The organism is Synechococcus sp. UW140 (genome assembly GCF_900474295.1).
Taxonomy (GTDB): Bacteria; Cyanobacteriota; Cyanobacteriia; order PCC-6307; family Cyanobiaceae; genus Synechococcus_C.
This window is the reverse complement of the sequence record NZ_UCOB01000008.1, coordinates 52,724-78,398: the sequence shown is the minus strand read 5'-3', so window position 1 is coordinate 78,398 and position 25,675 is coordinate 52,724. Positions and strand designations below refer to the sequence as shown.

Below are 25,675 nucleotides of genomic sequence, written 5' to 3'. Positions count from 1 at the left end.
CGAGGACGTCGAACCATCCCCGCTGAGGCGCGCGTCCTACAGCGATCGTCATGAGGAGAGCTTCATGAAGCTTTACGTCTCAGAGACTAATGGGCACAGACCGTTCTGGGGAAAGGACGCGCGCCACCGTTTACAGAGATGAGTGGAAATACTTACCGCGAAAACACAGCGCGGCTCGCGAAACCATTCGCAAGAATGAGCCAATCCGCAGCTCGCCCTCGTGTACATCATTGAACTTGCCCTCAAGATGAGTCCGATGCCGGTCTCAGTGCAGCGCAAGGAGCAGGCAGCAGCAGAGACCCTCTATCAACAAGTGCGCCAGACCATGGAGCAAGGCCAACCTCTCTTGCTTGAACTCACTTGCGAAAAGATGGAAGGCAAACGCGTCAGCGTGCTGAGCAGCGAGGTGCTCGCCGTACAGATCTACGAGAAGGCCTCTGGAGCCGGCGGAAGCAAGCGTCCTGGGTTCGCATTTGATGGCTGACCACACAGGCCCCGGCCTGAACCTTGATCGGGTCAGCTTTCGCTGGCCCTGCGGCACCAACGCCCTCGACCAGTGCAGCTTGACCCTGCCGGGAGCCGGACTGTGGATGCTGGTAGGAAGCAACGGCAGCGGCAAGAGCACCCTGTTCCGCATGATTGGTGGGCTGGTCAAGCCCCAAACCGGCACGATCCACTGCACATTGCGACCGGCGCTGGTCTTTCAGAACCCCGACCATCAGCTGCTTCTACCCAGCTGCGGCAGCGAACTGCTGCTCAACCTGCCTCGCCATCTGAACAGATCCGAGCGCCAACAACGCATCGATCACCTGCTCGAGCAAGTGGGCTTGGCCGGGATGGCGACAAGACCGATCCACACCCTCAGCGGTGGCCAAAAACAACGATTGGCGATTGCGGGCGCCCTGGCCAGCGAGGCCACGCTCTTGCTACTGGACGAACCCACGGCCCTACTCGATCCAGCCAGTCAACACACGGTGCTGGCCGCCGTTCAGCAGCTCTGCCACCGCTCCCAGTCTCCCCTCACAGCCCTATGGGTCACCCACCGGCTCGACGAACTCGACCATGCCGATGGGGCCGCCCGCATGGAGAGGGGCCGCATCGCCGGCTGGCGTGACGGCCGAAAACTACGACGACAGCTTCAACCTCTTGCAGGGCGGCGGGGCTGAAGGGTAAGTTCTTCGGGTCCCATTCCTCGGTAGCTCAGCGGTAGAGCGGTCGACTGTTAATCGATTGGTCGCAGGTTCGAATCCCGCCCGGGGAGTTTTTCACGTCAACCACAGCCAAAAGCTGTGGTTTTTTTGTGCGTAAGCAGGCCCACTTAGCCCCGCCAGAAATCGCGATTCCGTTACAAACAAGGCCTCGATTCCGAAGACATTCTGAAAAGACGGGCACTACCAACCCCTACCTGAGCCAGCAAATCGCAGTGAGAGCCAGAATTCCAGCTCTTACCGCAATGCGCAAGCCCATGCACCGAGGCGTCGGAGGGCCTACAAATCTTGTGAGAATCCGTAGCAGCGACATTCTTCCCCCCGCTTCCCCTCTGTTCACCGTGCCTTCGCTCCGATGAAGCCCTGCATCCTCCTGATCGAAGACGACAGCGACATGCGCGAGCTTGTGGCCGGGCATTTGGAGCACGGAGGCTTCGATGTGCAACGTGCCGACGACGGCATCAAGGGCCAGGCTCTTGCCCTGCAATACACCCCCGATTTGATCCTTCTGGATCTGATGTTGCCCAAGGTTGACGGCCTCACCCTTTGCCAGCGGCTTCGCCGGGATGAGCGCACCGCGGGGATTCCGATCCTGATGCTCACGGCTTTGGGTGGCACCAAAGACAAAGTGAGTGGCTTCAATTCTGGCGCTGACGACTACCTCACCAAACCCTTTGACCTCGAGGAACTACAGGTACGCGTGAAGGCGCTGCTGCGCCGCAGCGACCGCGCTCCGGTTGGCAGCTCCAATCACAACGAGATTCTGAGTTACGGACCACTCACTCTGGTGCCCGAACGTTTCGAAGCGATCTGGTTCGACACGCCAGTGCGCCTCACCCATCTGGAATTTGAGCTGCTGCACTGCCTGCTCCAACGCCACGGACAAACCGTTGCACCCTCCCTCATCCTCAAAGAGGTGTGGGGCTACGAACCGGACGATGACATCGAAACCATCCGGGTGCACGTCCGTCATTTGCGGACCAAGTTTGAGCCCGACCCTCGTAAACCACGGTTCATCAAAACCGTCTACGGAGCCGGTTACTGCCTGGAGCTTCCCACCGGTGCTCAGCTCGACGACCTGCATGATGTGCTGGCTCAGGCCCGGGAAGAGCGTCAGCACAAAGAGGAGCAAAACAAGCGCGCCAGCGCTTGATTTAGGTCTTTACTGCAATAAGTCGAGCAGGGTCACTTCCCAGGCCAGCCTGGGTTGCACGTAGGAGAGCAAATGGCTGCGCAGGCGTTCGAGACGGTGCAGCCCCTCCACATCACCTTGCCGATACCAAAGCTGCTGCTGCCACCAGGAGAGCAACCACAGTTGCTGCTCTCCGCTGAGCGCTTCACTAAGGTCGCGGGCCAGCGCCAGCGCCTCTGCCGGCTTGGCCGGTAAAGCCACCAGTCGATCCCGCAGCCCCTCTGGAACCGACTGCCACTGGTCGGCATGGCTGAGCAGAGCACCGGGCGAGCCTGCCGCGAGGGCAACCAGCTCGGGCTGGGCCATGGCCGCAGCAGCCTGGGCACGCTCATCGTCATCAAGCCGCCCCAACACCTCCTGCATCTGGCCGGAGCTGAGACGCTGAAAGGTGATCTGCTGGCAGCGGGAACGAATGGTGGCAAGCAAACGATCCGGTGCTGCAGACAGCAGAATTAACAACCCATGCCCCGGTTCCTCCAGGGTTTTAAGCAGCGCATTGGCGGCCGACTCGGCCATCGCCTCAGGGTCTTCGATCACCACCAAGCCTCGGGCCGATTCCAATGGCTGCCGGGCGAGGAAACGACTGACCTCGCGAATCTGCTCGAGGCGCACTTGCGGTGGCGTGCGTTTGCTGACCCCAGCCTCATCGGCTTCGGAGCGAGCAATCAGACGGCCTTGATGGGAATAGCTGGGCTCCACCCAAAGCAGATCAGGATGGTTGCGAGCCTCGAGACGTCGCCGTTGACGCAGGTCTACCTGCCCTCCTTGCAGCACACCTTCCAGGAAGCGCAGGGCAGCCATGCAACGGCCCACACCCTCCGGACCAGCAAAGAGATAGGCCGGAGCGATGCGATCTTTCGCCAAAGCGGCTTCCAGCAGCGCCACGGCCTGAGCCTGACCCACCAGATCAGCAAACAAGGCCCCCATCAGCGCTGCCCAGAGAATGCAGCCGTCAGGCGGTTGCAGATCTGCTCCGTCACAGCATCCGGTGACTGGGCGGCATCGATCACCCACCAGTCCCGAGCCTTGGCCAGAGCCGCAAAGCCATCGCAAACCCGCTGCAGGAACAGCTGACCAGCGGACTCAATCCGATCATTGCTCTGATCAGCACGACGAGCGAGGCTGAGCTCCAAGGGAAGATTGAGCCAAAGGGTGGCATCCGCTCCCAGACCGCCGGTGGCGATCTGCTCCAGCTGCTCGATTAACGACCGATCCAACTGACGGCCATAGCCCTGATAAGCCAGGGTCGAGCCCGCGAAGCGATCACTCAAAACCCAGTCCCCACGCTCTAATGCCGGTCGAATCACCCTGTCGACATGCTGGGCCCGATCTGCTGCGTACAACAACAATTCGGCCACAGGGCCAGGCTCGGCCGCGTCCGGAGGATGGAGCAGCACCTGACGCAGGGCCTGGCCCAGTGCTGTTCCGCCAGGCTCGCGCGTCTGCACGACGGCAGTTCCCTGTGGCATCAGCCCGGACGTAGGCAACCACTTCACCAGCCGCTGCAACTGGGTGGTCTTGCCGCAGCCATCAATCCCTTCCATCACCAGGAAGCAGCCGCGCTGATGGGTCATGGCAAGCGCAAGCTGAGAGCGTTTAGCACCACTGTGATCGAACTGAGAGCCATCAACAACGCTGCCAACGGGGGGGATAGCAACAAGCCGAAACCGGGCAACAACGCACCGGCTGCCACCGGCAGTGCCAAGAGGTTGTAACCGAAAGCCCAGATCAGGTTCTGTCGGATCTTGACCATGGTGCGCTGGGCAAGCTGCAAGGCTTCAGGCACTGCCTCGAGTCGATCGCCAAGCAACACAAGATCGGCGGTGTCTTGAGCGATTTGCGTCCCCGTTCCTACGGCGATACCAAGGTCGGCGGCAGCCAGTGCAGGGGCATCATTGATGCCATCACCCACCATGGCCACCTTTCCTGTGCGGCGATACGTCTCAAGCCGATCAAGCTTCTGCTCCGGCAGGAGCTGCCAGGCCAACTGCTCAGACGTAAAGCCCAGTTGGTGGCCCAGGCGCTCCACCGAGGGTTGGCGGTCTCCACTGAGCATCGCCAGTTTGAGGCCCTGCCCTCGCAAGCGCTGAAGGGCAACAGAGGCATCAGGGCGTAGGCGATCATCCACGCTGATCAGTCCAAGCGGCTCGGAGCCCAGAGCCACGGCCAGCAGCGACTGACCGCGGCCAGCGACCTGATCGAGGACGGCCTGAAACGAGGAGGACCAGACCACCCCTTCCCGCTGGAGCCATTCGGGTGCCCCCACCCTCACCGTTTCGCCAACACCCTCCAACGCACCAGACACACCGAGTCCTGGAAGGGTGCGGCTTGCAGTCACTGGCAACAGCGACAGATTGCGGCGTTGGGCCTCCTGCAACAGGGCATAGGCCAGAGGGTGGCGACTGGTGTGCTCCACACTGGCCGCCAGCTGCAGCGTGCGGACCGGATCAACGCTGGCCATGATCTCGGCAACCAGAGGCCTGCCCAAGGTGAGCGTGCCGGTTTTGTCAAAGACAACACGATCAAGGCTGGCGGCCAGTTCGATCACGTCGCCGCCGCGAAACAACCATCCCTGACGGGCCGCGAGTCCAGAGGAGACCGTGATCACCGTGGGAGTCGCCAGACCCAGTGCGCAGGGGCAAGCGATCACCAGCACCGCAATGGCCAGCTGCAAGGCCAGCCCGAAGGGCGTTTCAGCACCGGCTCCGAGCGGACCATGAAGGCCATGGCCGACCACGCCATGGTGATGGGCTGCATGCATCGGTTCCGCCAGTAGATCGGGCCAAAGCCGCGGCCCCACCTGCCACCAAAACAAAAAAGTCACGGTTGCGAGACTGATCACCCCATAGCAGAAGCCACCGGCGACGCGATCAGCGAGCCCCTGGATCGGTGCCTTGCGGGCCTGGGCTTGATCAACCATGGCGATGATCCTCGCCAGAGCCGTTTCAGCGCCAACCCTCTGCACCTCAAGCACCAGGGTGCCTTCCAGATTGAGACTCCCTGACGACAGCTCCGTTCCCGGTGCAGCTTCAAGCGGCAGGGGCTCGCCAGTGAGACTCGACACATCCACAGCCGAGCGCCCCTCGATCACCACCCCATCCACCGGAATGCGATCGCCCGCCAGCAGCTGTAGCTGCTCTCCGGGACGGAGAGCAGCTACAGCCACCTCTCTGACGCTGCCGTCGGCCATGACCAATCGGGCCTGATCGGGCTGCAGTGCCGCTAATTGCTTGAGGGCACGGCCGGTACGCACCCGAGCCCGCTCCTCCAGAAAACGCCCCAGCAGCACGAAGCCGAGCAGCATCACAGGCTCGTTGAAGAAACAGGGCCAGCCCACCTGAGGCCACACCAGTGCCACCACGCTGGCGCCATAGGCACTACTGACGCCAAGGCCCACCAAGGTGTCCATGCTGGGGGCCCCGGCCCACATCGCCTTCCAGCCCCCCACCAGAATCGATCGACCAGGGCCGAAGAGCGCCGCTGTAGCCAAGGCGGCATGAAACGGCAGTTCTCCCACCACGGGCAAAGACAGATGTCCTCCTTCCGCCAGGTGTCCGAGAACTGAAAGCAGCAGGAGCACCAGAGCCACCATCAGTTGTCGCCACTGGCGCCACCATCCCCAGCTGTCTTCAAGGCTCTGGCCAACAGCCGGGAGGAGTGACTGCGAGCGGGGTTTGGCCGGGAAGCCCCGATCAGCAAGGGCCTTCAGCACCCCATCCAGGGCTTCCCCCTCCCCATCCAGGCAGAGCCAAGCGCTGCGCGTGACCAGATTCACACTGGCCTCCTGCACACCTTGCTGTTCAAGCAACGTGCGCTCCACAGAACGCACACACCCCCCGCACTTCATGCCCTCCACATCGAGAAGAACGGTGGCGTGGGGACCAACGGCAGCGGAGCGACTCACAGCAGGGATTAAGACGTTTCCAGCCTAGGCAGAGCCACGTGCCCCAGGATGGTTGAAATCCACCAGGCCAGCCGTGCCCCGCAGCAACCGCAACGACAACTTCATCGACAAAAGTTTCACGGTGATGGCTGATCTGATCGTGAAGCTGCTTCCGATCAACGCCCGCTCCAAAGAGGCTTACGTCTATTACAGAGATGGCCTTTCTGCGCAAAACGACGGCGACTACGCCGAAGCCCTGGAGAACTACGAGGAAAGCCTGAAGCTCGAGGACAACCCGATCGACCGAGGCGAAACCCTCAAGAACATGGCGATCATTTTCATGAGCAACGGCGAGGAGGACAGGGCGATTGAGACCTATCAAAAGGCCCTTGAAGAGAACCCCAAACAGCCTTCATGCCTGAAGAACATGGGCCTGATCTTCGAGAAGCGTGGCCGGATCGCCGAGGAGGCAGGCCTACGCGATGAAGCCGACAGCTGGTTCGACCGTGCCGCCGAAGCCTGGACCCAGGCCGTGAGACTCAACCCCGGTGGCTATCTCGACATCGAGAACTGGTTGAAATCCACCGGTCGCAGCAACGTGGACGTCTACTTCTGAGCACCCATCAGCCAGATTCGTCCCGAGAGACCAAACCATCTCCGAGAGCCATCACCAATGCCTCGGTGATTCGCGATGCCTCAAGCAGCTCAAGCCCCAGAGCAGCGGCAGCCGAACTGATTCCACTGGCCTGGGGAACCACCGCCCGACGGAATCCCAGCCTGGCCGCCTCCTGCAACCGCAGCTCCAGTTGCGGCACAGCCCGAAGCTGACCTCCCAAGCCGAGCTCACCAAGCAGCACCGTGCCAGCAGGAAGGGTGAGATCTCGGTAACTGGCAACCACCGCTGCCGCCACGCCAAGATCAGCAGCAGGCTCTTCTACATCCAACCCACCAGCGACCGCTAGGTAGCAGTCGTAACGGGACAGGGGCAAACCCATGTGCTTTTCAAGCACAGCCAAGATCTGATGCAAACGGTTCACGGCGATGCCCGTGGCAGTGCGGCGAGGGCTTGCATAGCTGGTGGTGCTGACCAGAGCCTGCAGATCCACCACCAGAGGGCGCGTGCCTTCACAGGCCACGATTGTGGCTACTCCACTGGCCTGGTCACCACTGAGAAAAAGCTCGCTGGGATTGCCCACCTCCTCCAAACCCTGCCCACGCATCTCGAACACCCCAAGCTCATGGGTGGCGCCATAGCGATTCTTCACCGCACGCAGAAGGCGATGGCTAGCGAAGCGATCCCCCTCAAATGTGAGCACCGCATCCACGAGGTGCTCGAGCACCTTCGGTCCTGCCAGCACACCCTCTTTGGTGACGTGCCCCACCAGGACTAGGGCTGTGTTCTGGCGTTTGGCCAAACGCTGAAGCGAGGCAGCGCATTCGCGTACTTGGGCCACTGAGCCTGGAGCGCTGGTGAGGTTGGCATCATGCAGCGCCTGAATGCTGTCGATGATCGCCACATCGGGCTTGAGTGCCTCGAGCTCCTCAAGCACCAGCTCCAGATCAGTTTCCGCCAGCAACTGCAAATCGGCGCCGCAGCCTTGAAGACGCTGCCAACGCAGCTTCACCTGCTGGGCGGATTCCTCAGCACTGACATAAAGCACCGACCGTTCCCGACCCATCGCCGTGGCGCTCTGAAGCAGCAGTGTGCTCTTGCCGATCCCAGGATCTCCGCCCACCAGCACCAACGAACCCGGCACGAGGCCTCCACCCAAGACCCGATCCAATTCCGCATAACCACTGGCCAGCCGTTGCATCGGCTGCTCACCGAGGTCGGCCATCGCTGTAGACCGGCGCGCGACCGGGGTCGAAGCAGGATCTGAACCCGGCCGGTGGCGGCGGCCATCCACCTTGGGTTGCGACTGCTCCACGAGGGAGTTCCAACTGCCACAGCTATTGCAACGACCGAAGAACTGACGGGTTTGAGCCCCACAGCTCTGGCAGACGTAAATCGAGACGGAACGGGCCACGACGAGGGCGACTGGTAAGAAGTCGAACTATGAAGAAAATTGGCTGCGGATGAATATCCGGGGCCGCCGGCAACTTAGGTGTAAACAGATGTTGTAGTGCCCGCGGGCCTGATGACAGTCGCCAGTCCTGCCAAGGAAACCATCCTCGTGGTCGATGACGAGGCCAGCATCCGAAGGATTCTGGAGACCCGCCTGTCGATGATCGGCTACAACGTGATCACGGCCTGCGACGGCAATGAAGCACTGGAGTGCTTCCGCAACACCGAGCCCGACTTGGTTGTGCTCGACGTGATGATGCCGAAGCTCGACGGCTATGGCGTCTGCCAGGAACTGCGGAAGGAATCGGATGTTCCGATCGTGATGCTGACCGCCCTTGGCGATGTGGCCGATCGCATCACAGGTTTGGAACTTGGCGCTGATGACTACGTCGTCAAGCCATTTAGCCCCAAGGAACTCGAGGCCCGCATCCGCTGCGTGCTGCGCCGTGTCGAGAAGGAGCAAGTCGCAGGCATCCCAAATTCCGGGCTCATTCAGGTCGCCGACCTCCGCATCGACACGAACAAACGCCAAGTGTTCCGTGCTGATGAGCGGATCCGTCTCACAGGAATGGAATTCAGCCTGTTGGAACTACTGGTGAGTCGCTCAGGCGAGCCCTTCAGCCGTGGCGAAATCCTGAAGGAAGTGTGGGGTTATACCCCCGAACGCCATGTCGATACCCGGGTGGTGGATGTTCATATTTCCCGGCTTCGCTCCAAACTCGAAGACGATCCGGCTAATCCCGAGCTGATTCTCACGGCTCGTGGCACCGGCTACCTGTTCCAGCGCATCGTTGATTCCGTTGCCTCCGAAGGACCCTGATTCCGCAGCGACACCGTCGTTCCGGACCAAACCCCGACGCTCCAAGGCCGTCCGCCGGCTGGTGATCTGGTATCGCCGCAATGCCGCCGTCACCACCTTGGTGGACACCGCCACCACGTCGGCCACGGCCGCAGGATCAGTGGCAGGGAGCGTGGCAGGCAGTGTCGTGTCCAGCGCGGGAACCGTGGCCGGAAGCGTTCTCCAGCCCCTTGTTTTCGACCCTCTGCGCCGCCTCCAGGGTGGCAACAACGATGAGGAGGACAGCATTCATGACAACGATCGCCTTTGGGTGGCGGTCGACGGCATGGGCGGCGACCATGCGCCAGGCGCGATTCTCGAAGGCTGTTTGGAGGCCATTGCACGCCTACCGCTACGCGTTCGCTTCGTCGGCGAAACCGATCGGGTTCAGGCAGCCGCCGCAGAGATGGGGCTGACGGATGCCATGAATGCTGCGATCGAAACGGGTCATCTTGACCTGGTGGCCAGTGGTCCGTCGGTTGAGATGCATGAGGAAGCCACCGTGGTGCGACGCAAGCGCGACGCCAGCATCAACATGGCGATGAATCTGGTGAAAAAAGGGGAAGCCCTGGCGGTCTATTCCGCAGGCAATTCCGGAGCCGTGATGGCGTCGGCCATCTTTCGGCTGGGTCGTCTAGCAGGCATTGAACGGCCCGCGATCGGTGCGCTCTTCCCCACCAAAGACCCGGGCCAACCGGTGCTGGTGCTTGATGTGGGGGCCAACATGGACAGCAAACCCTCCTACCTGCATCAGTTCGCCCTGCTGGGGAACATCTACAGCCGCGATGTGCTGCAGGTGACCAAACCACGCGTGGGTCTGCTCAACATCGGCGAGGAGGAATGCAAGGGCAACGATCTCGCCGTGAAGACCTACGCCCTGCTCTCTAAGGAATCGCGTCTCCTCTTCGCTGGCAACTGCGAGGGTCGCGATGTGCTCTCTGGTGCATTCGATGTGGTGGTCTGCGATGGTTTCACCGGCAACGTGCTTCTCAAGTTCTTGGAATCGGTAGGAAGTGTGCTGCTGGGCGTGCTTCGCGCTGAATTGCCGCGGGGCAGACGGGGCAAAGTTGGTTCAGCTTTCCTGCGCAGCAATCTCAAGCGCATCAAGAAACGTCTTGATCACGCAGAACACGGCGGCGCCCTGCTGTTGGGAGTCAATGGAATCTGCGTGATCGGCCATGGCAGCAGCCGTGCCCTCTCGGTGCTCAGCGCCCTGCGCCTTGCCCATTCCGCCGCAAGCCATGGCGTGATGGATGACCTGGCAGCACTGGGCAATACCAGCAGCACTGTCGGGGTCTGAACCTGCGTTGCACCAGGCTTAGCCAGTCAGCCTGATGCGGTTGAAGCATGAGCACAACCCCAAGGCTGTGATTGACTGGCGCCACTTGTTCTGACGTCGCCCTTGGCTGGATCAGCCCCACTCTCCGGACCCTCCGGCGGCGTGGCCCTGGTGGCCAGCGGCAGCGCCCGTGCTGAGCAACAGATCAGCAACGACCAACTGGGTGAGCGGGTTGAAACCAACGATGAATGGATCCGCACCCGCACCGGCATCCAAACTCGGCGGATCTGCGGTCCAGGCCAAACGCTCTCGAGCTTGAGCGCAGAAGCGGGTCACCAGGCCATGGCCATGGCCGGCTGGGAGCCTGAAACTCTTGACCTGGTGTTGCTAGCCACCTCCACACCGGACGACCTCTTTGGCTCAGCGCCCAAGGTGCAGGCCCTGCTCGGAGCATCCCAGGCCGTCGCCTTTGATCTCACAGCGGCCTGCAGCGGTTTCCTCTTCGCTCTGATCACCGCCTCCCAGTTCCTGCGCACTGGAGCGATGCGCAGGGTGTTGGTGATCGGTGCTGATCAACTGAGTAGCTGGGTCGACTGGGACGACCGTCGCAGCTGTGTGCTGTTTGGCGACGGGGCCGGAGCCCTTGCTCTCGAAGCCTGCCCAAGCGAGTCCAACGGGCTGCTCGGTTTTCAGATGCGCACCGATGGCAGTCGAGGTGAGTGCCTCAACGTCCCCCAGACAGAGCAACGCAGCCCGCTGGTGGGCGAGACCAGCCATCAACAGGGGCATTACGACCCGATCCGCATGAATGGTCAGGAGGTGTACAAGTTCGCAGTGCGGGAAGTTCCAGCGATTCTCAAGACCCTGCTGGATGAAACCGCCACAAGCGCTGACCAAATCGACTGGCTACTCCTGCATCAGGCGAATCAACGCATCCTCGATGCCGTGGCCGATCGCTTCGCCATCCCCCATCGTCAGGTCCTGAGCAACCTCGCCAATTACGGCAATACATCAGCATCCACCATCCCCCTGATGCTGGATGAAGCCGTGCGCGACGGTCGGATCCAGCCAGGACACCGCATCGCCAGTAGCGGCTTCGGTGCTGGCCTGAGCTGGGGTGCAGCACTTCTGCGCTGGCAGGGACCCTCGTAGGCTCCCTCCACAACCGCACGCTTTTCAATGGCGATCGCCTGGGTGTTCCCTGGTCAGGGGTCTCAGAAAGTCGGCATGGCCGACCCTGTACTCAGCCTGCCAGGAGCTGAAGAACGCTTCTCCCTGGCCTCTGGCCTCTTGGGGCGTGATCTCCTGGCGATCTGCCGTGGCGAGGAGCTGAATGGACCGGGCCCAACGGACCTCAATGACACCCGCAACACCCAGCCGGCCTTGTTTGTGGTGGAGTCGCTGATCGTGGACGAATTACGCCGTCAGGGTCGCGAACCCGCCTTGGTGGCGGGTCACAGCCTGGGGGAACTGGTGGCGCTGTATGCCGCAGGAGTGTTCGATGCCGCAATCGGCCTGGAGCTGATGCTCAAGCGCTCCACCCTGATGGCCAGCGCTGGCGGCGGTGCGATGAGCGCCGTGATCGGCTTTGACCGAGATCAGCTCACCTCGTTAGTGGACGCTGAAGATGGGGTCGTGATCGCCAACGACAACAGCGCCGCTCAGGTTGTTCTTTCTGGCACCCCCGACGCCGTGAAGGCGGTGACCGACCAACTCAGCTGCAAGCGGGCCATTCCCCTGCCGGTCTCCGGAGCCTTTCATTCCCCGTTCATGGCCGAGGCAGCCCAAGGCTTCTCTGAAGCATTGGATGCGATTGCCTTCGAGGATGCCCGCGTCCCGGTTCTGAGCAACACCGACCCCAGCCCTACATGTGATGCGGAGGTGATCAAACAACGCCTGCGCGATCAGATGACCACAGGCGTGCGCTGGCGGGAGACGATGGACACAATGACCACACATGCCGTTGACACCCTGGTGGAGATCGGACCTGGGAACGTGCTCAGCGGTCTTGCGAAACGCTCGCTCAGCGGCGTGGTCACGAGCCAACTGGCGGGCGCTGCTGACTTGGGGCTCTGATCGTGCCCTCCTCTCTGTCGGTTACAGACTCCGCGGCTCCGCTGCTGCTGACGCCACGGCCTAGCTTGACCTACAGGCTGGTGAGTGCCCTCCTGGTGTTCCCCTTGTTCCGCGGTCTCTTCCGTGGCAGCACCAGAGGCAATCAACATGTGCCAAGCCAAGGCCCTGTGGTGGTGGTCGCCAACCATGGATCCCACTTGGACCCTCCTCTGCTCGGCCATGCCCTTGGCCGTCCTGTGGCCTTTATGGCCAAAGCGGAGCTCTTCCGAATCCCTGTGTTGGGCTCCCTGATCCGAGCCTGCGGCGCCTACCCGGTCAAGCGCGGAGCCAGTGACCGTGAAGCCATCCGCACCGCCACGGCGCGCCTGCAGGACGGCTGGGCTACAGGTGTTTTCCTCGACGGCACACGCCAGACCGACGGCCGGGTGAATCAGCCGATGCCCGGCGCTGCCCTACTGGCCGCCCGCAGCGGAGCCCCCCTTCTGCCTGTGGCCATCATCAACAGCCACAGGGCCCTTGGTCCAGGCCAAAGCGTGCCAAGACTGGTCCCGATCCAGCTGCGGATCGGCGAACCGCTCCCACCTCCGGCGAGTCGTCGCAAACCAGATCTGGAAGCCACCACTCTGGAACTGCAGCGACGCATCAATGCTCTTCTGGATCAGGGCCTGCTCAGCAATCGGTCCCACTGAGCCCGAGCCCATGGCTTCAGGTCTTGACCAGTCAGAACCCAGGCCAGGGCCCTAAGACCATCTCCCCAGCGCTTGCCTGCGCTCTCCAGCTCACAACGATCAGAGCAAGCGACCGGCACTCCGGTGAGACGGATGCCCCGGCTTCCAGCCACCACGGATCCCACCATCAGGGCCCGGGGGAGATGATCCTCACTCGTCACCAGCAACACGTGCTGAACGCGATCACGCTGGAGATCATCCACCAACGAGGTGAAATTTCCGAGGGTGTCTGAGGCGCGGTAATCCAGCACGACCTGTCCCTGCGAGAGCCCTTCCTCCTGCATCAGCCAATGGGCATACTCCGGGTTACTGCCGCCGCTCACCACCAGCGGCAAGCGCATCTGCCGCGCCAACTTGAGCCCGACCCTCTCCCGATCAACATCGCCGCCTAGCACCAAGATCCGCTCTGGCCCCTGATCGGTGAACAACGCCTGCTGATACGGCTGAAGCGGTCCTGCACAGAGAGCACCAAGCGCCCCAGCCACTGCGATCCACCGCCAGCGCCTGCCCATCGCCCTCACACCACTCCGACAGGAGAGGTGGGATAAAGAGGCAGCACCTCATGCCAGGGTGCTGGTTCCTGACGGCGATGGGCCAGCAGACACAGATCGAGCAGACGGCCTACATCCTCTGCCACGTTCTCAGCCATGGTCAAAGCCGGCGACGGCTGGGCCCCTTCCTCCAGAAGGTGGGGCACTTGCAGTTCCTCAACACGGTCATCAGATCGCAGACGATAGACGCCACCAACCTGACCACGTCTCGGTAAGTCCTGCACAATCCAGAACGGCTCCTGAGGTGATGCCAGCGGCGCCTCCCTCGCCAGCCTTGAGGCCATCAACGCGAAACTGCTCACACCATCCAGTGGGCAATCAAGTTGCTGCGCCAACGTGCGCGCCATCACCACCGTCAGACGGGTCCCGGTAAAACCACCGGGACCAATAGCCACAGCCAGACGCGCGATGGAGGGCCAGCACTCAGCCGGCAACACATCCTGCACCGCACCAAGAAGGCTGTTCGTGAGCCCTCGACCAGCCGGCTGTGTGATCAGACACCGACTGCCCAATGGATCATCCAGGTTGAGAGCCGCCACGCCCAGCACAGGCGTGGAACTATGCAACGCCAGCAGCCAACGACTCATCGGGGCAACTCCGCACCGGGTCGGAGACGCTGCCAGCGACCTGGCTCCGACTCGAAGCTGCCGCAATGACGCACATCCCACTCCACACCCGCACCACCACCGGGAAGATCAACAACACTGATGTGAATCTTGGGTTGCTCCGGCACCACATCCGGGTCCTGCGTGAGATGGAGTGCGCCATGTTGACGTTCCACCGCGTGATAGGCCTGACAACGATCGACCCAGCGGCAATCAACGCAGATGCACATGCCTCCCCCAGCCGCTGAGGGTCCCATTCTGGAGGCCGAACCGACACTTCAGACGAGTTTGCTGCTCAAGGCAGTGGCTCCAGAGCAATGGCCAGTTCCCACAACTGCCTTTCCCGCAGGCAGCGCCTTGGTGGGTGGAGCTGTTCGCGATGCACTGCTGGGTCGTCTGAGCCCTACCCCAGATCTCGACCTGATCGTCCCGGACGGCGCCCTGCACACCGCAAGACAACTCGCAAAGAGCTATGGCGGGGCTTGCGTCGTCTTGGATCAAGCACGCGACATGGCCCGGCTCGTGGTGCAGGGTTGGACGATCGACCTCGCCCGACAGGAGGGTCCAAACCTGGAAGCGGATCTGCAACGGCGCGACTACCGAATCAACGCCATTGCCTTGGAACTGGGCAGCAGCCCAAGGCTGGTTGATCCAACCGGCGGTCTTGCTGACCTCAAGGCAGGTTTGCTGACGGCCGTTGGGGAACACAACCTGATCGATGATCCCTTGCGTCTACTGCGTGGCATCCGCATCGCCGCAGAGCTGGGCTTCACAATCGCCACCTCCACCTGGTCGCTGCTCCAGCGCCACAGCCACAGGCTTCCGCACGCTGCACCGGAACGAATCCAGGCCGAACTCACCAAGCTCGTACAGGCCCCGGCGGCTGACCAAGCCATGGATCAGCTGCGCAGCAGCCAACTGCTGCAGCCCTGGTCGATGCCGGATGCTGAAGCGGCAGTGGGGCCGGGATCACAACTGGAGCAGCACAGCAGCCTGCTCACCACTGAGGAACGCCAGCTTGCGCTTCCGCTTCTCCGCCTCACCCAGCTCTTGAGCGACGATGGCCTCAAGCAGCTGCGCTTCAGTCGCAGGCAGATCCATCGCTGCTGCCAGCTACGACGGTGGCTGTCACAAGATGACGGCCAAAGCTTTGCGAGCCTGACCCCGGAGGAACGACTCCGCCTCCACTCCGAATTGGCTGCCGATCTACCCGCTCTGATCCTTCAGCTACCGCAAGCTTCCCAGGGACAGTGGTTGGAACGCTGGCGAAATCCGGATGACCGGCTGTTTCATCCTCGCTCGCCCCTCGACGGAAACACCCTCCAGAAAGAGCTGAACATCGCCCCAGGTCCGCTCCTTGGTCGTCTGCTGCGACACCTGGCGCTGGAGCAGGCATTCGGGCGTCTGAGCAGTCAAAAAGTCGCATTGGCTACAGCCCGGGCATGGTTACAAGACGAGGGACAGGCCTCGGCAGACGCCCCAGCCAGCCGACCACGCTGTGATTAACTGCCATTGCAGTGTCGACACCGATCGAACTGACCGGATCTTTATTCCTTCCCCTCCTCCCATGAGCGTTCGCCTTTACGTCGGCAACTTGCCGCAGTCTTTTGATTCCAAGGAGCTTGAGAGTCAGCTCGCCAGCATCGGGGAAGGAATCCGTTTCAAAGCCGTGCTCGACCGTGAAACCGGCACCTGCCGCGGTTTTGGGTTTGCCAACATCAACGACGAGAAAGTCGCTGATGCCGTCATTGAGCAGCTCAACGGTAAGGACTTTGGCGGCAACGCCCTGCGCGTAGAGCGCTCAGAGCGTCGCGACAACAATGCCGGTGGTGGCCGACGTGGTCCTGGTGCTTCGCATGCGCCTGGTACCGCCCGCAAGGCTGTGAACAAAGTGGTTCATAGTGATGCCAAGGCAGAAGAAGCTCCTGACCCCCGCTGGGCTGGTGAACTCTCCAAACTCAAGGATCTCCTGGGCAACCAAAAGACCGCTGTCTGACAAGCGGTCGAATTGAACCCATCAGGAGCCTGAGTTCAATCTCGGGCTTTTTTGATGGCGGATGCCGAGCCTGAGAGCTCCTGACTCAACGCGTCTGAGCAATCACAAACGAACGGGGTAATTCGAGCATCTTCCCCAGACGGCCCACATAGGCCCGATTCTGGAAGACGTCGTAGTCAAGCTGCTCAATCACGTCGAGGATGCCGCGGTACAAACGCAATGACGTCCAAACCGGCCAGCGGGCATCGGCTGACAGCCAGCGGATACCAGCCTCCGAACGAGCGAACCAAGCGCGAGCCCGTTCCAATTGGAAAGCCATCAGTTCCCGCCAGGCGTCGTTGAGACGGCCAGCGAGCAGATCGTCCTCGCTGTAGCCAAAACGGGCTAGATCCTCCTGAGGCAAATAGATCCTGCCGCGGCCCCGATCCTCGCCAACATCGCGCAGGATATTGGTGAGCTGGTTGGCGATACCCAGAGCGACGGCTGCATCCGACGTGTTCGGCACGTCGCTCCAGGGTGCCGTGGTGTAAGCCGCATCCAGCCCCATCACCCCCTGGGTCATCAAGCCCACAGTGCCAGCGACCCGATAGCAATAGAGGCGCAGATCGTCAAAGGTTGCGTAGCGCGTCCAAGTGAGATCCATGCGCTGCCCTTCGATCATGTCGAGATAGGGCTGGATCGACTGGGGGAATCGCTCAAGGGTGTCCACCATCACCGCATCCAGGTCACTCTTGACCTGCCCGGAGAAGATCCCACGGGTGTTCTCTTCCCAGCGATCGAGGCGATCCGCCAGCTCGGACACGGGCCTGGCCTGGGCCTCGGCACTGTCCATCAGTTCATCCGTACGACGGCACCAGACATAGATCGCCCAAATCGCTCTTCGCTTCTCGGAAGGGAGGAGAAGCGTTCCGAGGTAGAACGTTTTCGCCCAAGTCGCGGTCTCTTGCCGACAACTCTCGTAGGCAGCGTCGAGATCCGGTGCGGCGAGGGGCATGACTCAGGCCGACACCGGCGAGCTGACAGGGGTCGATGATGCCAGCTGGTCACGCTTGCGGTCTACCGCAGCGGCACAGAGTTTGCCGCTGAGCACAGCACCTTCCATCGAAGCCAGGTAGCGCTGCATGGTGTAGTCGCCGGCCAAGAAGAAATTCTTAATCGGCGTGGTTTGATCCGGACGCAGCTTTTGGCAGCCCGGGGTGGTCTTGTAAACCGAGAGGGGCGTTTTCACGACCTTGTATTTCCGCAGGGTGGCGGGGTTGTCACCACTGAAATGACTCGGGAACAGCTTCTTGAGCTCGCCCATGGTGACCTCGATGATCTCCTCATCAGGACGTCCAATCCAATCCTTCGCCGGAGCGAACACCAACTCAAGCATCGACTGATCAGGGTCCTCATATTCCCGGCAAGTGATGCTCATGTCGGCATAGACACTGAGAAGTTTCGATCGACTGAAGAGGAGATGGTCGATATCGGTGAGCTTGCGATCGAACCACATATGCAAATTGATCACGGGTACACCTCGCAGGCCATCCAGCTTGCGAAAGACCTCCATCTGCTGCCAGGGCTCAGGCAATAACAACTTGAAAGGATCCACCGGCAATGCACTCACATAGGCATCCGCCTCAATGTCACGGCTCCCCTGGCCATCGAGTCCGCCAATCCGGAAGGCCGCAACACTGCCGTCGTCGTTGAGCTTGATCTCCCGCAAAGGACTGTTGAGATGCACCTCTCCGCCAAGCGCTTCAATGTGCTCAACAATCGGCTGGCACAGACGCTCCGGTGGCGCTCCATCGAGGAAGGCCATCTTGGAACCGTTCTTCTCCTGCAGGAAACGATTCAGTGCCGTGAGCACCACAGTGGAGGAAATCTCGTCGGGATCAATGAAGTTCAGAGCCTTGCTCATGGCGATGAACACCTCATCGTTGACGCGTTCAGGGATGTTGTGCAGTCGCAGCCATTCCGTCCATGAGTATTGATCGCACTCCTCGACGTAGCCCTGACCTCGCAGCATCGCGGGAACAAGGCCAAGACCAAAACTGATCTTCTCCGGCCACGTGAGCATGTCGTTATTGCCAAGGATGGCCGCCACACCATTGATTGGAGCAGGCAGATCGGGAAAGTCGAAACGGCTGTAGGTCCCGGGCTCTTCAGGCTGATTGAAGATCATTGAATGGCTTTTCCACTGCAGCCTGTCCTCGATTTTCAACTCCTTGAACAGCTGCAACATGTTCGGATACGCGCCGAAAAAGATATGCAGACCTGTCTCATACCAATCCCCATCCTCGTCCTTCCAGGCCGCAACTTTGCCGCCAAGAACGTCACGCGACTCAAGCACCACTGGCGTATGACCAGCATCCGCCAGGTACTTCGCACAGGAGAGTCCCGCCAGACCGGCCCCTGCAATAGCGATGCGCATGGTGGTGCTCTGAAATTGCAAACAACCTTAAAAGCAGCCCTCCCCCACTTGCTTCCTAAAGTCGGATCATCCGCCGTCCTGATCCCCTCGGGGACCGTCGTTGCCATGGCCGAGACCCTGCTGAAGTGCACCACCCGTCACGTACGGCTGTTCACAGCCAAGGTGGAGAACAAGAACCTCGTTCCAGACCCAGAGCAGCTCACCCTGGACCTTGATCCCGACAACGAATTCATCTGGACTGACAACACCGTTGCCACTGTTCAGCAGCGATTTAGGGATCTTGTGGACAGCCACAGCGGTGCCGAACTGAGTGACTACAACCTTCGCCGCATCGGCACAGAACTCGAGGGATGCATCCGACAGCTGCTTCAGGCGGGTGAACTGAGCTACAACCCGGATTGTCGCGTCCTCAACTATTCGATGGGCCTGCCCCGATCTCCTGAACTGCTGTGAGCCGCTCCCCCTACGACCGCCCGCGCTATGACCAGGGGGGGTACGAACGGCCGCGGTCCAGGCGCTCCCGACCCCCATCCCCACCCCAAGGGGGAGGTCCATCCGGTCCCGGAGGGCTGAAATTCAACACCGCCAGCGTGGCTGTGCTGGCGGGAATTCTTGTGGTGGGAATCGGCATTGGCAGTGCCGTAACCAGTACCACCCAAGGCGATCAGGGCAACATCGCCAGCAGTCAGCAGCTGGATATGGCTGTTCCGGATCCGGAGTTCTGCCGGCAGTGGGGAGCGAGTGCCTATGTCATGGACTTGGAGATGTACACAACCATGAACCCCGTCAGCAGCTTCGTCACCCAGCCAGCGCTCCAGGCCGGCTGTGTAATCCGCAGAGAAAACTGGGCTGTGCTGCGTAAAGAGGGGGCGATCACACCGGCCCAGGAAAGGGAGTGCAAGCAGCGGATGAACACCTTCGCTTACATCGGCTCGATCCGCGACAAACCAATGGTTCGCTGCGTTTATCAGACCGACATCCGCGAAAACAAATTCATCACGAAGGGCGTTGCTGATGACTCGGTGGGCCTAACCCCAGAGGCCGATCAGTTCTGAGTAAGGCGGGCATCGGCATCCCCGTCCCCGGCTGACTTCTCAGTCGGGGCCTGCTGGTGAGCCTGACCGCTACGGAGCTGACGCAAAGGGCTATCAGGACTCGCGAAGAGTGGCAGGACATCCCTGCGAAACGCATCTGACGCCCTGGAGCAATAGCGAGCAGGGTGACTGATCAACTTCAACTGTCGGCGCACCTGCAGGTCCACCACCGCTGGTTTATGGAGAGTGCCGGCATTGAGCTCTCGCTCGATTGAGACCACCGGCAGAAACGCTGCTCCCAATCCAGCCTGGACAGCATTCTTGATGGCCTCGAGCGAGTTGAGCTCCATCTCGATCCGCAGCCGCTGCACATCAAGCCCAGAACGCGCCAGTAACTGATCCACCATCTTTCGCGTGGTGGACTGGGAATCGAGACAGACAAAACCCAGCCGATAAAGATCGTCCTTGCTCAATTCCATCAACCGGGCCAAAGGGTGCTTGACCGGCAGTACGAGTGCAAGTTCATCACTGGCATAGGGCACAACCTGCAGCAGCTCATTCAGCTCAGGAGGCAATTCCCCACCGATGATTGCCAGATCAATCTGACCATTGGCAACGCTCCAGCCAGTGCGCCTGGTGCTGTGAACATGCAGCTGAACCGCCACCTCCGGATATTTCTGCCGGAATAGGCCGATCATCCGAGGCATCAGATAGGTGCCGGTGGTCTGACTTGCACCGACCACCAGCGAGCCTCCCTTGAGGTTGTGAAGGTCATCCAGAGCACGGCAAGCCTCATGACACTGGCTAAGGATCCGGTCGCAGTAGCCGAGAAGCAGATGGCCGGCCTCTGTGAGCTGAGCCTTGCGACCGCCACGGTCGAACAGCGACACCTCGAGCTGCTTCTCGAGGTTCTGAATCTGCAGGCTCACCGCCGGCTGGGTCACAAACAGACTGTCAGCTGCTTTTTTAAAACTGCCCTCGCTGACGATGGCCCGCAGAATGCGCAGTTGATCCAGGGTGAAGGGCAGATCGGCCATAGGGGCCTGCGCACCCGGGCAGGAAGAACACAAAAACTGTAGGTGGGATGTCGGCCTTGATGGATCGCGTGCTCACCGCCGGACACACCAGCTTCCAGAATCAGCAGATTGTTGAGAGCAGCACTCCGTGGTCGAAGCCATCCCTGGCACCGTGCACCACAGCAGCCTGGTGATGCTGGGTCTCTTGGTGTTGTTCGCGGTGATCCACAGCGGCGGAGCCGCATTGCGCACTGAGGCAGAGAAACGCATCGGAGCCAGGGCATGGCGGCTGCTGTTTGCCGCCGCCAGCATTCCCAGCGCGGTGGTCGTGATCGGTTACTTTCTGGCCCACCGCTATGACGGCCTGCGCCTCTGGAATCTCCAAGGCACGCCTGGAATCGTTCCAGTGATTTGGGTGCTGACAGCCATCAGTTTTCTCTTCCTCTATCCAGCTACCTACAACCTGCTGGAGATTCCAGCAGTGCTCAAGCCCCAAGTGCGCATGTATGCCACGGGGATTATCCGGATCAGCCGCCATCCTCAAGCCATCGGCCAGGTGCTCTGGTGCTTCAGCCATGCCCTTTGGATCGGCAGCAGCTTCATGCTTGTCACCTGCATCGGCCTGATTGGCCATCACCTGTTCGCGATCTGGCATGGCGATCGCCGCCTGCGTCAGCGATTCGGCACAGCCTTCGATGAATTGCTCGCGAACACTTCAGTGCTGCCCTTCCTGGCTGTGCTGGATGGTCGGCAACCCTTGATATGGAGTGAGTTCCTGCGCCCAGCCCAACTGGGAATTGCAATCGCCGTGGGGGTTTTCTGGTGGGCCCACCGCTGGATTCCAATCGGCACCACTGTCTTTCTGCACTCACGGCTAGAGAGCCTGCTCGGCTGAGCTGCCTACACTCCTCTCAGCCTGCCTCGACCGGATGCACTCGGCCGCTGATTACGCCTGGTTGATCCCAGTGCTCCCTCTGATCGGAGCACTGATCACAGGCATGGGACTGATCAGTTTCAACCGCACGATCAACCGACTGCGCAAGCCGGTGGCCGTTCTCCTCCTCAGCTGTGTGGGAGCTGCCGCGGTGATCAGTTACGCGGTGCTGTTTGAACAACTGGGAGGAGCCCCTCCTGTCGAGCATCTATTCGTATGGGCCAGCGCAGGCAGTTTCAGCCTGCCGATGGGCTTCGTGGTGGATCCACTCGGATCCGTGATGCTTGCCCTGGTGACGACCATCGCCTTTCTGGTGCTGATCTACTCCCACGGCTACATGGCTCACGACAAGAGCTACGTGCGCTTCTTCACCTACCTGGCCCTTTTCAGCAGCTCGATGCTGGGTCTGGTGATTAGCCCCAACCTGCTTGAGATTTACGTGTTTTGGGAGTTGGTGGGAATGTGTTCCTACCTGCTCGTGGGCTTCTGGTACGACCGCGACGGTGCCGCCCACGCCGCTCAAAAAGCATTCATCGTCAACCGTGTTGGTGACTTCGGGTTGCTGCTCGGCATTCTCGGCCTCTTTTGGGCCACGGGCAGCTTTGATTTCCAGGGAATCGCTGATGGTCTCTCCGCTGCCATGAGCAATGGCACGGTGCCTGGCTGGGCCGCGATTGCCCTTTGCCTGTTCGTGTTCATGGGTCCGATGGCCAAATCGGCCCAGTTCCCTTTGCATGTTTGGCTACCCGACGCGATGGAGGGCCCTACGCCCATCTCCGCCCTGATCCACGCCGCCACCATGGTGGCGGCAGGCGTCTTCCTGGTGGCCCGTCTTGAACCTCTCTACGCCCAATTCCCAAGCGTCGGCCTGGTCATTGCCGTGGTGGGTGCCATCACCTGCTTCCTGGGGGCCTCAATCGCTCTCACCCAGATGGACCTGAAAAAGGGGCTGGCGTACAGCACGGTGTCACAGCTCGGCTACATGATGCTGGCGATGGGCTGCGGAGCTCCTGTCGCCGGCATGTTCCACCTGGTGACCCATGCCTTCTTCAAGGCGATGCTCTTCCTCGGCTCAGGCTCAGTCATCCATGCCATGGAAGATGTCGTGGGGCATGAACCTGTCCTCGCCCAGGACATGCGCCTGATGGGTGGCCTGCGCCAGAAGATGCCGATCACAGCCATCACATTTCTGATCGGCTGTGTGGCCATTAGTGGCATTCCTCCGCTGGCTGGCTTCTGGAGCAAGGACGAGATTCTTGGCCAGGCCTTCAACACCTTTCCGTTGCTCTGGGCTGTCGGCTTCCTCACAGCAGGAATGACCGCCTTCTACATGTTCCGCCTCTACTTCCTGACATTCGAGGGAGAGTTTCGAGGCAACGACAAAACGATTCAGTCCGAGCTGCTGGCTGCCGCAGGCAAGAGTGCCGATGACGGCCATGGGCACCACGCTGAGAGTGTGCATGAGTCCGCTTGGCCAATGACCCTGCCGCTTGCGGTGCTGGCAGTGCCGTCCGTCCTGATCGGTCTGCTGGGAACGCCCTGGAACAGTCGCTTCGCCGGACTGCTCAACCCCGAGGAAGCTGCTGAGATGGCAGAACACTTCAGCTGGGGTGAATTTCTACCCCTGGCGGGAGCCTCTGTCGCCATCTCATTAACAGGCATCACCATTGCAGTGCTGGCTTATGCCCTGCATCGCATTGATCTTGGAGAACTGGTGGTAGCCCGTGTGCCGACGCTCAATGCCTTCCTGGCCAACAAATGGTATTTAGACGCCATCAACGAGAAACTCTTCGTTCGCGGCAGCCGCAAAATCGCCAGAGAAGTACTGGAAGTTGACGCCAAGGTTGTGGACGGCGTGGTCAATCTGACCGGCCTCCTGACCCTTGGCAGCGGCGAAGGTCTCAAGTATTTCGAGACAGGCCGAGTCCAGTTCTATGCCCTGATTGTGTTTGGCGGAGTGATCGCGATGGTGGTGCTGTTCGGAGCCCTCGGCGGACCAATGACCTGAGCCTGGCCTCACTTGGACGCACCCGCTTGTCTGACGCTGTGTGTCCCAAAGCAGATGGAAAGCTGCCAAGTGCCCAGACGTTTCTACACTCCACGCAGACCTGAAAAGGCTTGCACGTGCTGGAGTTTGCCGTCAGCCCTCCCTTCGATCCTCAGACGGTGGGCATCCCCGCCACTGCGATCGCAGCGGGGGTTCCCTGGCTGAGCCTTTCGATCCTTTTCCCGATCGTCGGCGCCCTGATCGTTCCTTTCTTCCCCGACCAGGGGGAGGGAAAACAAGTGCGATGGTTCGCGCTGGGCATCGCCCTGATCACGTTTCTGATCACCGTTGCCGCCTATCTGGATGGCTATGACCCAGGGGTCAGCGGCCTGCAGCTGTCCGAACGGGTGAGCTGGTTACCGGATCTGGGCCTCACATGGGCCGTAGGCGCGGACGGACTCTCCATGCCGCTGATCCTGCTCACCAGCTTCATCACCGCATTGGCGGTGCTGGCCGCCTGGCCTGTCACCTTTAAGCCCAAGCTGTTCTTCTTCTTAATCCTGGCGATGGATGGCGGTCAGATCGCCGTTTTCGCTGTGCAGGACATGCTCTTGTTTTTCCTGGCCTGGGAACTGGAGCTCATCCCCGTTTACCTGTTGCTGGCGATCTGGGGTGGGAAGCGGCGTCAATATGCAGCCACAAAATTCATCCTCTACACCGCGGGTAGCTCGCTTTTCATTCTGCTGGCAGCCCTCGCCATGGGCTTCTTCGGCGGTGGCACTCCCAACTTCGAATACAGCGTGCTGGCCCAAAAAGGGTTCGGCACTGGCTTTCAACTGCTCTGTTACGCAGGCTTGCTGATCGCCTTTGGCGTGAAGCTACCGATTGTGCCGCTCCACACCTGGCTCCCGGATGCCCATGGGGAAGCCACGGCACCGGTGCACATGCTGCTTGCGGGCATCCTCCTCAAGATGGGCGGCTACGCCTTGCTGCGCTTCAACGCTGAGATGCTGCCGGAGGCCCACGCTCAGTTCGCCCCTCTGCTTGTGGTGCTTGGCGTGGTGAACATCATCTATGCCGCCCTGACCTCCTTCGCCCAACGCAACCTCAAACGCAAGATCGCTTACAGCTCAATCAGCCACATGGGTTTCGTGCTGATTGGAATCGGCAGCTTCAGCTCCCTCGGCACCAGTGGGGCGATGTTGCAGATGATCAGCCACGGCCTGATTGGCGCCAGTCTGTTCTTCCTTGTTGGAGCCACCTACGACCGCACCCATACCCTCCAATTGGATGAGATGGGTGGTGTGGGGCAGAAGATGCGGGTGATGTTCGCCCTCTGGACTGTGTGCTCCCTGGCATCCCTGGCGCTGCCTGGCATGAGCGGCTTCGTCAGCGAACTAATGGTGTTTGCAGGCTTTGCGACCGACGAGGCCTATAGCCTCACCTTCCGAATCGTGATCGACGGCCTAGCGGCAGTGGGCGTGATCCTGACACCGATCTACCTGCTCTCCATGCTTCGCGAGATCTTTTTCGGCAAGGAGAACAGCGAACTGGTGTCGCACACGAACCTTGTGGATGCTGAGCCCCGCGAGGTGTACGTGATCGGTTGCCTATTGGTACCCATCATCGGTATCGGCCTCTATCCCCGCCTGATGACCGACAGCTACAGCAGCTCAATCGAAGCACTTGTGAACCGGGATGTGGTGGCGATGGAACGGATCACCCAACCAACCGCTCCGCTGATTCGTAGTTCACCCATTGTGTCAACCCTCATCCAGGCTCCAGCCATCCCGCAGGCGTAACGAACTTCGTCCGTTCTGCGATCTGAACGGACGACGACCAACAAGGCTCGTAATTTTCAGACGCG

General features: G+C 60.9%; 26 protein-coding genes and 1 tRNA gene. 17 read left to right on the top strand and 10 right to left on the bottom strand.

What is annotated here, in order from left to right; genetic code table 11:
• The first annotated feature begins 220 nt into the window (after positions 1-220).
• The 4 genes from DXY10_RS03650 (at position 221) to DXY10_RS03635 (ending at position 2,361) form a co-directional block, all read left to right on the top strand.
• Positions 221-484, top strand: coding sequence for a hypothetical protein (locus tag DXY10_RS03650; protein ID WP_115016327.1), 264 nt, complete (start codon positions 221-223; stop codon positions 482-484).
• Positions 477-1,166, top strand: a complete 690-nt coding sequence (locus DXY10_RS03645) for an ABC transporter ATP-binding protein (protein ID WP_115016325.1) — start codon at positions 477-479, stop codon at positions 1,164-1,166. Before DXY10_RS03650 ends, DXY10_RS03645 begins: the two co-directional genes overlap by 8 nt.
• A 23-nt stretch (positions 1,167-1,189) precedes the next feature.
• Positions 1,190-1,261: transfer RNA gene (locus DXY10_RS03640), tRNA-Asn, on the top strand.
• 302 nt (positions 1,262-1,563) lie between these two features.
• On the top strand, positions 1,564-2,361 hold the full coding sequence (locus DXY10_RS03635) for a response regulator transcription factor (protein WP_115016324.1): 798 nt from the start codon (positions 1,564-1,566) through the stop codon (positions 2,359-2,361).
• Between the two features lie 9 nt (positions 2,362-2,370).
• Here DXY10_RS03635 and DXY10_RS03630 read toward each other — a convergent pair whose 3' ends face one another.
• Genes DXY10_RS03630 through DXY10_RS03620 form a run of 3 tightly spaced genes read right to left on the bottom strand, consistent with a single transcriptional unit; the run spans position 2,371 to position 6,304 of the window.
• The gene (locus DXY10_RS03630; protein WP_115016321.1) at positions 2,371-3,327 is read right to left on the bottom strand and encodes a DNA polymerase III subunit delta'; all 957 of its coding nucleotides are present in this window, start codon (positions 3,325-3,327) and stop codon (positions 2,371-2,373) included.
• Positions 3,327-3,974: a dTMP kinase gene (gene tmk, locus DXY10_RS03625; protein ID WP_115016319.1), complete on the bottom strand. Its 648-nt coding sequence runs from the start codon at positions 3,972-3,974 to the stop codon at positions 3,327-3,329. Before tmk ends, DXY10_RS03630 begins: the two co-directional genes overlap by 1 nt.
• Positions 3,971-6,304 (bottom strand): cation-translocating P-type ATPase, encoded by a 2,334-nt coding sequence (locus DXY10_RS03620; RefSeq protein WP_256359469.1) that lies wholly within the window; start codon positions 6,302-6,304, stop codon positions 3,971-3,973. Before DXY10_RS03620 ends, tmk begins: the two co-directional genes overlap by 4 nt.
• A gap of 73 nt (positions 6,305-6,377) precedes the next feature.
• Here DXY10_RS03620 and DXY10_RS03615 point away from each other — a divergent pair, with 73 nt between their 5' ends.
• Complete coding sequence (locus DXY10_RS03615) at positions 6,378-6,899, top strand: photosystem I assembly protein Ycf3 (RefSeq protein WP_115016346.1); 522 nt, start codon at positions 6,378-6,380, stop codon at positions 6,897-6,899.
• 7 nt (positions 6,900-6,906) lie between these two features.
• On the opposite strand, the gene radA is transcribed toward DXY10_RS03615, so the two are convergent.
• The gene (gene radA / locus DXY10_RS03610; protein ID WP_115016317.1) at positions 6,907-8,310 is read right to left on the bottom strand and encodes a DNA repair protein RadA; all 1,404 of its coding nucleotides are present in this window, start codon (positions 8,308-8,310) and stop codon (positions 6,907-6,909) included.
• Positions 8,311-8,421: 111 nt separating this feature from the next.
• Between radA and rpaB the strand changes: the two genes are divergently transcribed.
• The 5 genes from rpaB (at position 8,422) to DXY10_RS03585 (ending at position 13,230) form a co-directional block, all read left to right on the top strand.
• Complete coding sequence (gene rpaB, locus DXY10_RS03605) at positions 8,422-9,168, top strand: response regulator transcription factor RpaB (RefSeq protein WP_115016344.1); 747 nt, start codon at positions 8,422-8,424, stop codon at positions 9,166-9,168.
• Positions 9,149-10,486, top strand: coding sequence for a phosphate acyltransferase PlsX (gene plsX / locus DXY10_RS03600; RefSeq protein WP_115016316.1), 1,338 nt, complete (start codon positions 9,149-9,151; stop codon positions 10,484-10,486). Before rpaB ends, plsX begins: the two co-directional genes overlap by 20 nt.
• A 102-nt stretch (positions 10,487-10,588) precedes the next feature.
• On the top strand, positions 10,589-11,617 hold the full coding sequence (locus DXY10_RS03595) for a beta-ketoacyl-ACP synthase III (protein WP_115016314.1): 1,029 nt from the start codon (positions 10,589-10,591) through the stop codon (positions 11,615-11,617).
• Positions 11,618-11,644: 27 nt separating this feature from the next.
• Entirely contained in the window at positions 11,645-12,541 is an 897-nt protein-coding gene (gene fabD, locus DXY10_RS03590) for an ACP S-malonyltransferase (RefSeq protein WP_115016312.1), read from the top strand.
• A gap of 41 nt (positions 12,542-12,582) precedes the next feature.
• A complete protein-coding gene (locus DXY10_RS03585; RefSeq protein WP_170955687.1) occupies positions 12,583-13,230 on the top strand; it encodes a 1-acyl-sn-glycerol-3-phosphate acyltransferase in 648 nt (215 codons plus the stop codon).
• On the opposite strand, the gene DXY10_RS03580 is transcribed toward DXY10_RS03585, so the two are convergent.
• The 3 genes from DXY10_RS03580 to DXY10_RS03570 are packed head-to-tail and all read right to left on the bottom strand — an operon-like array spanning position 13,200 to position 14,655.
• Complete coding sequence (locus DXY10_RS03580) at positions 13,200-13,781, bottom strand: YdcF family protein (protein ID WP_115016308.1); 582 nt, start codon at positions 13,779-13,781, stop codon at positions 13,200-13,202. The two genes, DXY10_RS03585 and DXY10_RS03580, sit on opposite strands and share 31 nt — an antisense overlap.
• Positions 13,782-13,786: 5 nt before the next feature.
• Positions 13,787-14,407, bottom strand: coding sequence for a tRNA (adenosine(37)-N6)-threonylcarbamoyltransferase complex dimerization subunit type 1 TsaB (tsaB, locus tag DXY10_RS03575; RefSeq protein WP_115016306.1), 621 nt, complete (start codon positions 14,405-14,407; stop codon positions 13,787-13,789).
• Complete coding sequence (locus DXY10_RS03570; RefSeq protein WP_115016304.1) at positions 14,404-14,655, bottom strand: Ycf34 family protein; 252 nt, start codon at positions 14,653-14,655, stop codon at positions 14,404-14,406. The genes tsaB and DXY10_RS03570 overlap by 4 nt, the downstream gene beginning before the upstream one ends.
• On the opposite strand from DXY10_RS03570, the gene DXY10_RS03565 reads away from it, so the two are divergent.
• Together DXY10_RS03565 and DXY10_RS03560 are read left to right on the top strand one after the other, a co-directional pair.
• Positions 14,654-15,931 carry a CCA tRNA nucleotidyltransferase gene (locus DXY10_RS03565; RefSeq protein ID WP_115016302.1) on the top strand — a complete coding sequence of 426 codons (1,278 nt, stop codon included), beginning with the start codon at positions 14,654-14,656 and terminating at the stop codon, positions 15,929-15,931. The genes DXY10_RS03570 and DXY10_RS03565 overlap by 2 nt on opposite strands.
• Before the next feature lie 61 nt (positions 15,932-15,992).
• On the top strand, positions 15,993-16,421 hold the full coding sequence (locus tag DXY10_RS03560; RefSeq protein WP_115016300.1) for an RNA-binding protein: 429 nt from the start codon (positions 15,993-15,995) through the stop codon (positions 16,419-16,421).
• Positions 16,422-16,506: 85 nt separating this feature from the next.
• Here the strand turns inward: DXY10_RS03560 and DXY10_RS03555 are convergent, their stop codons facing one another.
• The gene (locus DXY10_RS03555; RefSeq protein WP_115016298.1) at positions 16,507-17,415 is read right to left on the bottom strand and encodes a phytoene synthase; all 909 of its coding nucleotides are present in this window, start codon (positions 17,413-17,415) and stop codon (positions 16,507-16,509) included.
• 3 nt (positions 17,416-17,418) lie between these two features.
• Positions 17,419-18,837 carry a 15-cis-phytoene desaturase gene (gene pds, locus DXY10_RS03550; protein WP_115016296.1) on the bottom strand — a complete coding sequence of 473 codons (1,419 nt, stop codon included), beginning with the start codon at positions 18,835-18,837 and terminating at the stop codon, positions 17,419-17,421.
• Between the two features lie 105 nt (positions 18,838-18,942).
• Between pds and DXY10_RS03545 the strand changes: the two genes are divergently transcribed.
• Both DXY10_RS03545 and DXY10_RS03540 read left to right on the top strand, forming a co-directional pair.
• On the top strand, positions 18,943-19,290 hold the full coding sequence (locus tag DXY10_RS03545) for an NAD(P)H-quinone oxidoreductase subunit M (protein ID WP_115016294.1): 348 nt from the start codon (positions 18,943-18,945) through the stop codon (positions 19,288-19,290).
• Positions 19,287-19,892 (top strand): DUF3172 domain-containing protein, encoded by a 606-nt coding sequence (locus DXY10_RS03540; RefSeq protein ID WP_115016292.1) that lies wholly within the window; start codon positions 19,287-19,289, stop codon positions 19,890-19,892. Before DXY10_RS03545 ends, DXY10_RS03540 begins: the two co-directional genes overlap by 4 nt.
• On the opposite strand, the gene DXY10_RS03535 is transcribed toward DXY10_RS03540, so the two are convergent.
• Positions 19,883-20,908 (bottom strand): LysR family transcriptional regulator, encoded by a 1,026-nt coding sequence (locus DXY10_RS03535; RefSeq protein ID WP_115016290.1) that lies wholly within the window; start codon positions 20,906-20,908, stop codon positions 19,883-19,885. The genes DXY10_RS03540 and DXY10_RS03535 overlap by 10 nt on opposite strands.
• 172 nt (positions 20,909-21,080) lie before the next feature.
• Here DXY10_RS03535 and DXY10_RS03530 point away from each other — a divergent pair, with 172 nt between their 5' ends.
• From DXY10_RS03530 to DXY10_RS03520, 3 genes are all read left to right on the top strand, one after another.
• Positions 21,081-21,782, top strand: a complete 702-nt coding sequence (locus DXY10_RS03530) for an NnrU family protein (protein WP_115016342.1) — start codon at positions 21,081-21,083, stop codon at positions 21,780-21,782.
• 34 nt (positions 21,783-21,816) lie between these two features.
• Positions 21,817-23,829, top strand: a complete 2,013-nt coding sequence (locus DXY10_RS03525; RefSeq protein ID WP_115016288.1) for an NAD(P)H-quinone oxidoreductase subunit 5 — start codon at positions 21,817-21,819, stop codon at positions 23,827-23,829.
• Between the two features lie 116 nt (positions 23,830-23,945).
• Positions 23,946-25,610, top strand: coding sequence for an NAD(P)H-quinone oxidoreductase subunit 4 (locus tag DXY10_RS03520; RefSeq protein WP_115016286.1), 1,665 nt, complete (start codon positions 23,946-23,948; stop codon positions 25,608-25,610).
• Positions 25,611-25,675 lie beyond the last annotated feature (65 nt).

Excerpts from the sequence above, each read along its gene's own strand:
- tmk (WP_115016319.1), bottom strand. The coding sequence starts at position 3,974 with ATGACCCATCAGCGCGGCTGCTTCCTGGTGATGGAAGGGATTGATGGC.
- DXY10_RS03560 (WP_115016300.1), top strand. The coding sequence starts at position 15,993 with ATGAGCGTTCGCCTTTACGTCGGCAACTTGCCGCAGTCTTTTGATTCC.
- DXY10_RS03645 (WP_115016325.1), top strand. The coding sequence starts at position 477 with ATGGCTGACCACACAGGCCCCGGCCTGAACCTTGATCGGGTCAGCTTT.
- DXY10_RS03555 (WP_115016298.1), bottom strand. The coding sequence starts at position 17,415 with ATGCCCCTCGCCGCACCGGATCTCGACGCTGCCTACGAGAGTTGTCGG.
- DXY10_RS03635 (WP_115016324.1), top strand. The coding sequence starts at position 1,564 with ATGAAGCCCTGCATCCTCCTGATCGAAGACGACAGCGACATGCGCGAG.
- DXY10_RS03535 (WP_115016290.1), bottom strand. The coding sequence starts at position 20,908 with ATGGCCGATCTGCCCTTCACCCTGGATCAACTGCGCATTCTGCGGGCC.
- DXY10_RS03580 (WP_115016308.1), bottom strand. The coding sequence starts at position 13,781 with ATGGGCAGGCGCTGGCGGTGGATCGCAGTGGCTGGGGCGCTTGGTGCT.
- DXY10_RS03570 (WP_115016304.1), bottom strand. The coding sequence starts at position 14,655 with ATGTGCATCTGCGTTGATTGCCGCTGGGTCGATCGTTGTCAGGCCTAT.
- rpaB (WP_115016344.1), top strand. The coding sequence starts at position 8,422 with ATGACAGTCGCCAGTCCTGCCAAGGAAACCATCCTCGTGGTCGATGAC.
- fabD (WP_115016312.1), top strand. The coding sequence starts at position 11,645 with ATGGCGATCGCCTGGGTGTTCCCTGGTCAGGGGTCTCAGAAAGTCGGC.
- DXY10_RS03525 (WP_115016288.1), top strand. The coding sequence starts at position 21,817 with ATGCACTCGGCCGCTGATTACGCCTGGTTGATCCCAGTGCTCCCTCTG.
- tsaB (WP_115016306.1), bottom strand. The coding sequence starts at position 14,407 with ATGAGTCGTTGGCTGCTGGCGTTGCATAGTTCCACGCCTGTGCTGGGC.
- DXY10_RS03630 (WP_115016321.1), bottom strand. The coding sequence starts at position 3,327 with ATGGGGGCCTTGTTTGCTGATCTGGTGGGTCAGGCTCAGGCCGTGGCG.
- DXY10_RS03530 (WP_115016342.1), top strand. The coding sequence starts at position 21,081 with ATGCTGGGTCTCTTGGTGTTGTTCGCGGTGATCCACAGCGGCGGAGCC.
- pds (WP_115016296.1), bottom strand. The coding sequence starts at position 18,837 with ATGCGCATCGCTATTGCAGGGGCCGGTCTGGCGGGACTCTCCTGTGCG.
- DXY10_RS03565 (WP_115016302.1), top strand. The coding sequence starts at position 14,654 with ATGCCTCCCCCAGCCGCTGAGGGTCCCATTCTGGAGGCCGAACCGACA.
- DXY10_RS03545 (WP_115016294.1), top strand. The coding sequence starts at position 18,943 with ATGGCCGAGACCCTGCTGAAGTGCACCACCCGTCACGTACGGCTGTTC.